At 69.6% G+C, this 8,348-nt stretch carries 2 protein-coding genes; one reads left to right on the top strand and one right to left on the bottom strand.

Translation table 11 applies throughout. The features are described from left to right. On the bottom strand, positions 1–3,513 hold a 3,513-nt coding region (locus N1028_RS19635), incomplete at its 3' end, for a family 43 glycosylhydrolase (protein WP_259531226.1). 203 nt (positions 3,514–3,716) lie between these two features. Between N1028_RS19635 and N1028_RS19630 the strand changes: the two genes are divergently transcribed. Further along, the coding region (locus N1028_RS19630) for an immunoglobulin-like domain-containing protein (RefSeq protein WP_259531225.1) at positions 3,717–8,348 on the top strand (4,632 nt) is incomplete at its 3' end.

Genomic DNA, 8,348 nt, shown 5'->3' with positions numbered 1-8,348 from the left:
GACGGTGGCGGTGCCACCGACGATCACGATCTTCGAAGCACCGAGCCGCTTGATCTCGGCCGCAACACCCGCAGGCAGGTCGGCGGTCGTGGTCAGCAGGATCGGTGCACCGGCGACCGTCGCAGCAGGAGCCGCCGACAGCGCGTCCGGGAACACAGCACCCGAGGCCACATACACAGTCGACGACCCGTCCGCGAACCCGGCCTTCGACGTGTTCACCGCGACCTCGTACCGGTCCGCACCCGCGATCCGATCCACGTCCACCGTGGGCTCGGGCTCCGTGCCCGTCACCACGACGTCGAGCGTCACGGTCGGCGAGGCGAGCTCCTCGGTGCGCTCCATGTCGAGCACGGGCAGCCCTTCGGCCGACCAGTGCACGCGGCGCACGAACATGTCGCGTCCGCTCAGGCCGTTGTTGTCGGTGCGGGCGTGGAAGACGTAGATCAGGTTGCCGTCCTCGTCCTCCGACCACATGCCGTGGCCGGTGCCGAGCTGCCAGGCGCCGTCGTAGACGCCCGACTTCTGAATGGGGTAGTCGAGCTTCTTCCAGGCCGCCTCGGTGAGGAGGTCGGTGTCGCCCGAGGCGTCCGCCGTGGCGAGGCCCGTGGTGTAGGTGTTGCCCACGGTCGAGCCTGAGTAGAGCAGCTGCAGCACGCCGTCGTGGTTGATGACGTTGGGGCCCTCGGCGATCGTGTTGTCCCAGGCGAACTCGGGGGCGAGGATGCGCACGGGCTCCGAGGTGAGACGGGTCGGCGTCTCGGGGTCGACGGTCGCGATGAAGAGCGCACCGAGGTGCTGCCAGATGTAGTACGCCTGGCCCTTCTCGTCTTCGAAGAACGTCATGTCGAGCGAGATGCCCGCCACCTGGTTGAGGTCGGAGCCGTCGGCGCGGAGCACCTTCTCGGGCTTGGTCCAGTTCGCTGGCACGGCCGGGTCGAGGTCGGCGCCCGAGGCGTCCTGCTTCAGTTGCATGATCGAGGCGCGGCCCGACCACATGTCGGGGTTCTGGCCGTAGCAGGGCATGAACAGGATCGAGAGCTTTCCGTCGATCTCGTGGTACTCGGGGGCCCAGAAGCATCCGGTCATGACGTTGCCCTGCGCATCCGTGTCGCCCCGCTTCAGCAGGTCGATCTCGGTCGCACCGGCCGCGTCGGAGAGGCCGGTGATGGAGTCGGCGATGCGGATCGGCATCTTCGCGGCGCCCTGCTGCTCGATGTTCGAGCCGTAGAGGTCGTTGGTGGCGATCATCAGGTACTTCGTGGTGCCGTTCCAGTCGTACTTGTACACCGAGGGGTCGGCGCGCTCGTCGGCGAACGGGATCGGGTACTGCGTCTGCTTGACCGTGCCGGTCACCGTGTAGGTGCCCGGGGTCTCGGTGTCGACGCCCGTGGTGTCCCAGCTCGCGATGGGCAGCGATCCGGTGGAGCCGTCGGAGTAGTCGAGCTGCACGGCGCCCGGCAGGTCGAGGGCCGACGCGTCGGCGCCGACCTCGGCCTCGACGGTGTCGAACGGCGTGTAGCCCGTGTTCACGATGCGGCCGAAGCGCTCCTCGAGGGCGACGACGGTCTCGGCGTCGACCGGGATCGACCGGCCGGGCACGTAGTCGTCGATGCCTGCGGCGGTCTCGACGGAGGGCAGCGCGCTGACCTCACCGGCGACGACGGGGCCGCGCGTGCTCGCGTCGGCGAGATCGGCGACGGTGGTGTGCTTGGCGACCCCGGAGTCGTCGGTCCAGGCGATGAGGTAGTGCTCGGCCGACGAGTCCCACACCGCGTGCGGGGCGTTGACGCCGTTGGTCTCACCGAGGTCGAGCAGGCCGATCTCGTCGTAGTCGAGCAGGTCGGCCGAGGTGGCCACGAGCACGCTCGAGACGGCCGTGCCGTCGGAGCCGCCGCCGCGGGCGGTGCGGGTGGCGATCACGCCGTAGCCGCCGTCGGCGGTGCGGAAGACCGTGGGGTTCACGAGGCTGCGGATGATGGCGTCTGAGGTGCCGTCGGCCGGCGGCGTCACCGAGGTCTTCGGGAAGAAGATGCCGTAGTTCTCGTTGAGCGGGGTCCAGTCGGTGGCGGTCGGGTTCTCGGTCGCGCTCTCGTTCAGGGCCAGGTGCATGCTGAGCGCGACGTCGGCGTTGTTCGCCTCGTTCTCGCTCGTGGGCGTGCGGTGGTAGCTCAGCAGCTGCTGGGTCCCCTCGGCGGGGAGCACCGTGATGGTGAAGGTCTTGGTCACGGTGGCTTCGGGGAATCCGGAGGCGGAGACCACGGCGTCGACGGTGCCCGTGACGGGCTCGCCCGCGGCGGTGCCGGTGCCGGAACCTGTGCCGGGTGCGGCCGTGACGGTTCCGTCGGCGGCGATCACGATGCCCTGCGCGTTCTGCAGGGTCACCTCGGTGCCCTCGGCGGGCTGCGGGAGAACGGATCCGGAGACGACCACGGGAGGAAGCACGTAGCCGGCCGAGACGGCGTCGAGGCGCTCCTCGTCGCTCGTCGGCACGACAGTGATCGTGATGCTCTCGGTCGCGGTGACGCCGCGCACGCTCGCGGTGGCGGTCGCGGTCACCGTGGCGGGTCCGTCGGCCTCACTCGGCTGCACCACGCGGCCGTCGGCCCCCACGATCGCCGGATCCGACGTGGTCCAGCTCACGCGGCCACCGGCGGTCGGCAGCGCCACGTAGTTGCCGTCGACCTCGAGGTCGGTGAGGGCGAGTCCGTCGAGCACCGCCTGGGCGGCGGCGGTCATCTCGTCGGCGTGGATGGCGGCATCCGTCTCCGAGACGGCGGCGACCTCCTCGGCGGCGAGAGCGCGGTCGTAGACACGGAAGGCCGACACCTCGCCCTTGAAGAACGGGTCGGGCCACGGCGAGCGGCCGATGGCGTTGAGCGACTGGTCGGTGATGGAGGCCGGGGTGAGCGCGGTGGCCGCCTGGGCCACGCGCACGCCGTCGACGTAGAACGAGATGGTGCCGGCCTCACCGTCGATCACCGAAGTGAGGCTGTACCAGCGGCCGGCGTCGAGTGCCGAACCACGGGCATTGACCTCGCCTGCGTTCGAGGAGGTGGTGATCGCCGTGCGTGCCGCATCCCGCACCGAGGCGAAGTAGTAGGCGGTGGGGGCGTCGTTGCCGATGTTCCAGAGGAAGTTGTAGGTCGACTTCATCGAGGCGTCGAAGGTGACCTCGGTGGTGATGGTCGCCGAGGTCTCGCCGGCCAGGATGTCGTTGGGCAGCCGCACCCAGTTGGCGCCGCTGGTCTTGCCGCCTCCGGTGAAGGTCAGGGAGTCGCCGGTCCAACGGGCATCGGATCCGTTCACCACGGTCGCCGGGCCCACGGCACCGTCGCCGGTGGCCGTGTTGGGCACCTCGGCACCGGTGGTCTGCGAGAAGACGTATTCCCCGATGAGGCCGTCGGCGGGGCGCTCGGCAGCTGATGCGATCGCACCTCCGCCGGCGATGCCGGTGCCGATCACCGCGAACGCGGCGGCTGCGGCCACCGCGCGGAACAGGGACTTCGATTTCATGGGTCACCTTCGACTCGTCGTTGAGCGAGCGCGCGAGAGCGCCTCCCGATCGGGCCGCACCCGGCCCGGACGCGATCACTCTAACCACATCGCGAGCCAAATGTGAAGGTTCACATTTCGCGTTGACAGGCCCCCTGTCGACCTTCTAACGTTCATCGGGAGTGTCATGTGAGCGCTCACACCGTTTCTCGAGGAGGAGATCGATGTCCAGATCCACACACGCCCGAAGGTGGTGCGCCGCCATGGTGGCAGCACTCCTGGCCGGCAGCGGAGCACAGCTGGCGATGGCCGGTCCAGCGGCCGCCAGCGGCCCGGGCAGCACCGCCAGTGCAGCCGGCACAGCCAGTGCAGCCGGCACAGCCAGCGCAGCCAGCACCGCCAGCACAGCCGGCGCAGGTGTCAGCGCGTTCGGTGCAGCCGCCACCCCCACTGTCGTCCCGGCCGAGCCCCCCGCCGACCTCGCGACCATCGCCATCCCCTCCGCCGACGACATCCGCGGCAACATCCACCTCCCCACCACTCTCGCCGACGGCACCGCCGTCACCTGGTCGTCCTCCGATCCCGCGGTCGTCACCGACGCCCCCACGGCCACCGCCGAGGGCGAGATCGCCCCCGGTGCGGTCACGCGCGGCGCGGCCGACACCCCCGTGCAGCTCACCGCCACCACTGTGCCCGACACCACTGCGCCCGCGGCTGGCGAGCCCGACTCGCGCGTCTTCGACGTCGTGGTCAAGGCCGCCGTCGCCGAGCCCGATCCCGACGGCTACATGTTCACCTACTTCGCCGGAGAGTCGACCGACGCCGGCGAGGAGATCTACTTCGGCGCGAGCGAGGGCTCCAGCCCCCTCGAGTGGGACGAACTCAATGGCGGCAACCCCGTGCTCACCACCTCGTTCGGCGAGGAGGGCCTCCGCGACCCGATGATCATCCGCTCGCCCGAGGGCGACAAGTTCTTCATCGTCGCCACCGACCTCAAGATCTACCCGAGCGGCGACTTCGGCCGCGCGCAGCGCACCGGCAGCCTCTACCTCGAGATCTGGGAGTCCACCGACCTGGTGAACTGGTCGCCGCAGCGCCACGTCAAGGTGTCCGACGAGGCCACGGTGGGCAACACCTGGGCCCCGGAGGCCTACTACGACGAGACCATCGGCGAGTACGTCGTGTTCTGGGCCTCGAACCTCTACGACCCCGCCACGGCTCCCGAGGCGCGCGACAACTTCGCCACCTACAACCGGATGATGTACGCCACCACGCGCGACTTCGTCACCTTCTCCGAGCCCCAGATCTGGAGCGACTCGCGCCGCGGCCGGGGCTTGGGTCTCATCGACTCGACCGTCATCCAGGACGGCGACACCTACTACCGCTTCACCAAGGACGAGGGCACGATGAATGTGCTCCTGCAGAAGTCCGACTCCCTCCGTGCCACCAGCGGCGACCCGATGGTCGTCACCGAGGACCCGAACGAGTGGTCGCTCGTGACCCGCGAGATCGGCCGCGGCCAGAGCTACGTCGCGATCGACGGCTCCACCCGCACCTACACCGGCGGTGAGGGGCCCACTGTCTTCAAGGATGTGGAGGACGACGGCACCTGGTGGATGTTCATCGACCAGCCCGGCTACCACGGTGGTGTCGGCTACGTCGCGTTCCGCTCCACCGACAAGGGCCTCACCTGGCAGGCGCAGGACTCGTCCGGTCTTCCCGGGGTGCCGCGTCACGGCACCGTACTCCCCATCACGGCGGAGGAGCAGGAGCGCCTGCAGGAGGCCTACAACACCATCGAGAGCGTCGAGACGACCTCGTTCGAGGTCACCACGACCGCCGGTGAGGCTCCGCGCCTCCCCCGCACCGTGCCCGCCACCTACACCTCGGGCTCGACCGGAGCCGCGACCATCACGTGGGACGAGATCGACCCCGCCGCCTACGCGACGGCCGGATCCTTCACCGTGAACGGCAGCGTCGAGGGCTTCGGCACCGCGCTCACGGCGCAGGTCACCGTCACGGAGGCCCCCGGCATCGACGAAGGGCTCGTGGCGCACTACGAGCTCGACGAGACCACCGGATCGGCCGTGGTCGACTCCTCGGGCAACTCCCGCAACGCCACGGTCGAGGGCACCCCGCAGTGGACGGGAGCCGACGGCTTCCGCTTCACGGGAGGCACCACGGCGAACGGCAACCGGATCAAGCTGCCGGACAACCTGCTCACGGGTCTCGACGAGGTCTCGGTGAGCTTCGACCTCTACGTGGAGGACGGGCTGCCGCAGAATACGATGGCGTTCGTGCTGGGCAACCAGTCGACCGCCAACAGCGGCTACCTGTTCGCCACGGCGCGCGACTACAACAACACCTACCGTGCTGCGATCACCGCCTCGAGCGGTGGTGCGGAGCAGTCGGCCGCGGCGGCGCAGCGCCTTCCCGCCAAGGAGTGGGTGCGTGTCACCTACACGGTCGCGGGCGGCGACGCGGGGCGCCCTGGTGTGGCGCGTCTGTACCAGGACGAGCGGCTCGTGGCCACGAACGCGAACATCACCACGACCCCCGGCGCCATCGGCAACGGCACGACGACCTTCAACTACCTGGGTCGTTCGTCGTGGGCGGCGGATCCGCTGTTCAAGGGCCAGATGCGCGACTTCCGCATCTACGACCGCGCGCTCGACGCCGACTCGGTGAGCGAGCTCGCGGGCGTCGACGCCGACGGTGTGCTCGAGGCCGACCTGGCCGCGATCGACCTCGGCGACACCTCGTCGCTGACCTCCGACCTCACGCTGCCGACGGCGTCGGCGAGCGGGTCGTCGACCCTCAGCTGGTCCTCGAGCGACGAGTCGGTGGTCTCGGCCTCCGGGCGGATCACCCGCCCCGCGTTCGGCTCGGAGCCGGCGACGGTCACCCTCACGGTGACCGCCACGATCGGCAGCTCCTCGAAGACGCGCACGTTCGAGGTGACCGTCGCTCCGCTGCCCTCCGAGGCGCAGCAGGCGGCCGACGACCTCGAGGCACTCGTGCTGGCCGGAACGGATCCGGTGCTCGGAAGCCTCGAGCTGCCGGCCGCCGGAACGCTGTTCGGCTCGGAGCTCACCTGGTCGTCGTCCGATCCCGCTGTCATCACCGACAGCGAGACCGCGGCCGACGGCCCGGTGGCACCCGGTGCCGTCACGCGCCCTGCGTGGGGTGCAGGTGACACCACGGTGACGCTCACCGCCACCGCCACGGCCGGCGAGGAGACCGCCACGCGCACGTTCGAGCTCACGGTGAAGGAGTCGCCGCGCGCGACGCCGGACGAGGGCTACGGCTTCGCGTACTTCGCGGGAGCGCCCGGGGGCCAGAACACCGTCGAGGGAGAGAAGATCTACCTCGCGGCGAGTGAGGGCAACGACGCGCTGAACTGGAACGACGTCAACGGCGGTCAGCCGGTGCTCGAATCGACGGAGGGTACGACGGGTCTGCGCGATCCGTTCATCATCCGCTCGGTCGAGGGCGACAAGTTCTACATGCTCGCCACCGACCTCTCGATCGGCAGCGGCACGCCGTGGACCGAGGCCTTCACGAACGGCAGCCGTTCGCTGGAGATCTGGGAGTCGACCGACCTCGTGAACTGGTCGGAGCAGCGGCACGTCGAGGTGGCGCCGGAGAACGCGGGCATGGCCTGGGCTCCTGAGGCCTACTGGGACGACACGATCGGTGAGTACGTCGTGTACTGGGCCTCGCGGATGTTCGCCGACGGCGACCGCGACTACGCGAACTCGCCCGGTGCGGAGCTCGCGCAGATCCTCTACGCCACCACCCGCGACTTCCAGACCTTCTCGGAGCCGCAGGTGTGGCAGAAGGGCTGGGACCGCATCGACTCGACCGTCATCAAAGAGGGCGACACCTTCTACCGCTACACGAAGGAGATCGGCGAGGGCACCTGCACCGACATCATCGCCGAGAAGTCGACCGATCTTCGGGCTCCCACCATCCGCGGTGAGGAGGGTGCCTGGTCGACGGTGGCCGACTGCGTCACGAAGGAGCAGACGACCCCGCCGATCACGAACCTCGTGGAAGGTCCGACGATCTTCAAGGCCAACCCGGGTGATGTCTCGGTGCCGTCCGGCACCGATGGGCACTACCTGTTCGTCGATGACTTCAACGGTGGTGGCTACCTGCCGCTGTTCAGCGACGACCTCGACTCGGGCTCCTGGGAGCGCGTCGAGGGTGCGGACCTGCCGCCGGACGCCAACGCGAACGCCGTGCCGCGTCACGGCACCGTGCTCAACCTGACGCGGGCGCAGTGGCTCTCGCTGCAGGGCTCGGAGGCGGAGCGGATCGCGACGTCGGTGGCGCTCGCGCAGTCCGGCGATGCGCAGTCGGGTGATGCTGAGTCGGCTCGTACGGTCACGGCGACGGTGTCGGCGGCGGATGGCCACGAGGTGGCCGGTTCGGTTCGCTTCACGGTCGGCTCGTGGACGGTGACGGCTCCAGTCGTCCAGGTCGAGGGCGTCGAGGGTGCGGCCGGGTCGTTCGCGGCGACGGCTGAGCTGCCGGCCGACCTCACCGGTCCGGCGACGCTGAAGGCCGAGTACCTCGGTTACGACACCCTCGAGGCGTCGGACTCGTCGCTGGAGCTCACGCTCGAGCCGGGCACGACCTTGGTGGATCGGATCGCGGGTGCGGACCGATACGAGGTCGCGGTCAACACCTCCAAGGCGGGCTTCGCGGACGGATCCGACACTGTCTACGTCGCGTCGGGTGCTGTGTTCCCGGATGCGCTCTCCGCGGCTCCCGCTGCGACGGTCGCCGGTGCTCCGATCCTGCTGACCACGACCGCCGACCTGCCTGCGGGTGTGGCGGCGGAGATCAAG

The organism is Herbiconiux oxytropis (genome assembly GCF_024979315.1).
Classification (GTDB): domain Bacteria; phylum Actinomycetota; class Actinomycetes; order Actinomycetales; family Microbacteriaceae; genus Herbiconiux; species Herbiconiux oxytropis.
Note: the sequence above shows the minus strand (reverse complement) of the source record. Positions and strands in the feature narration are given on the sequence as shown.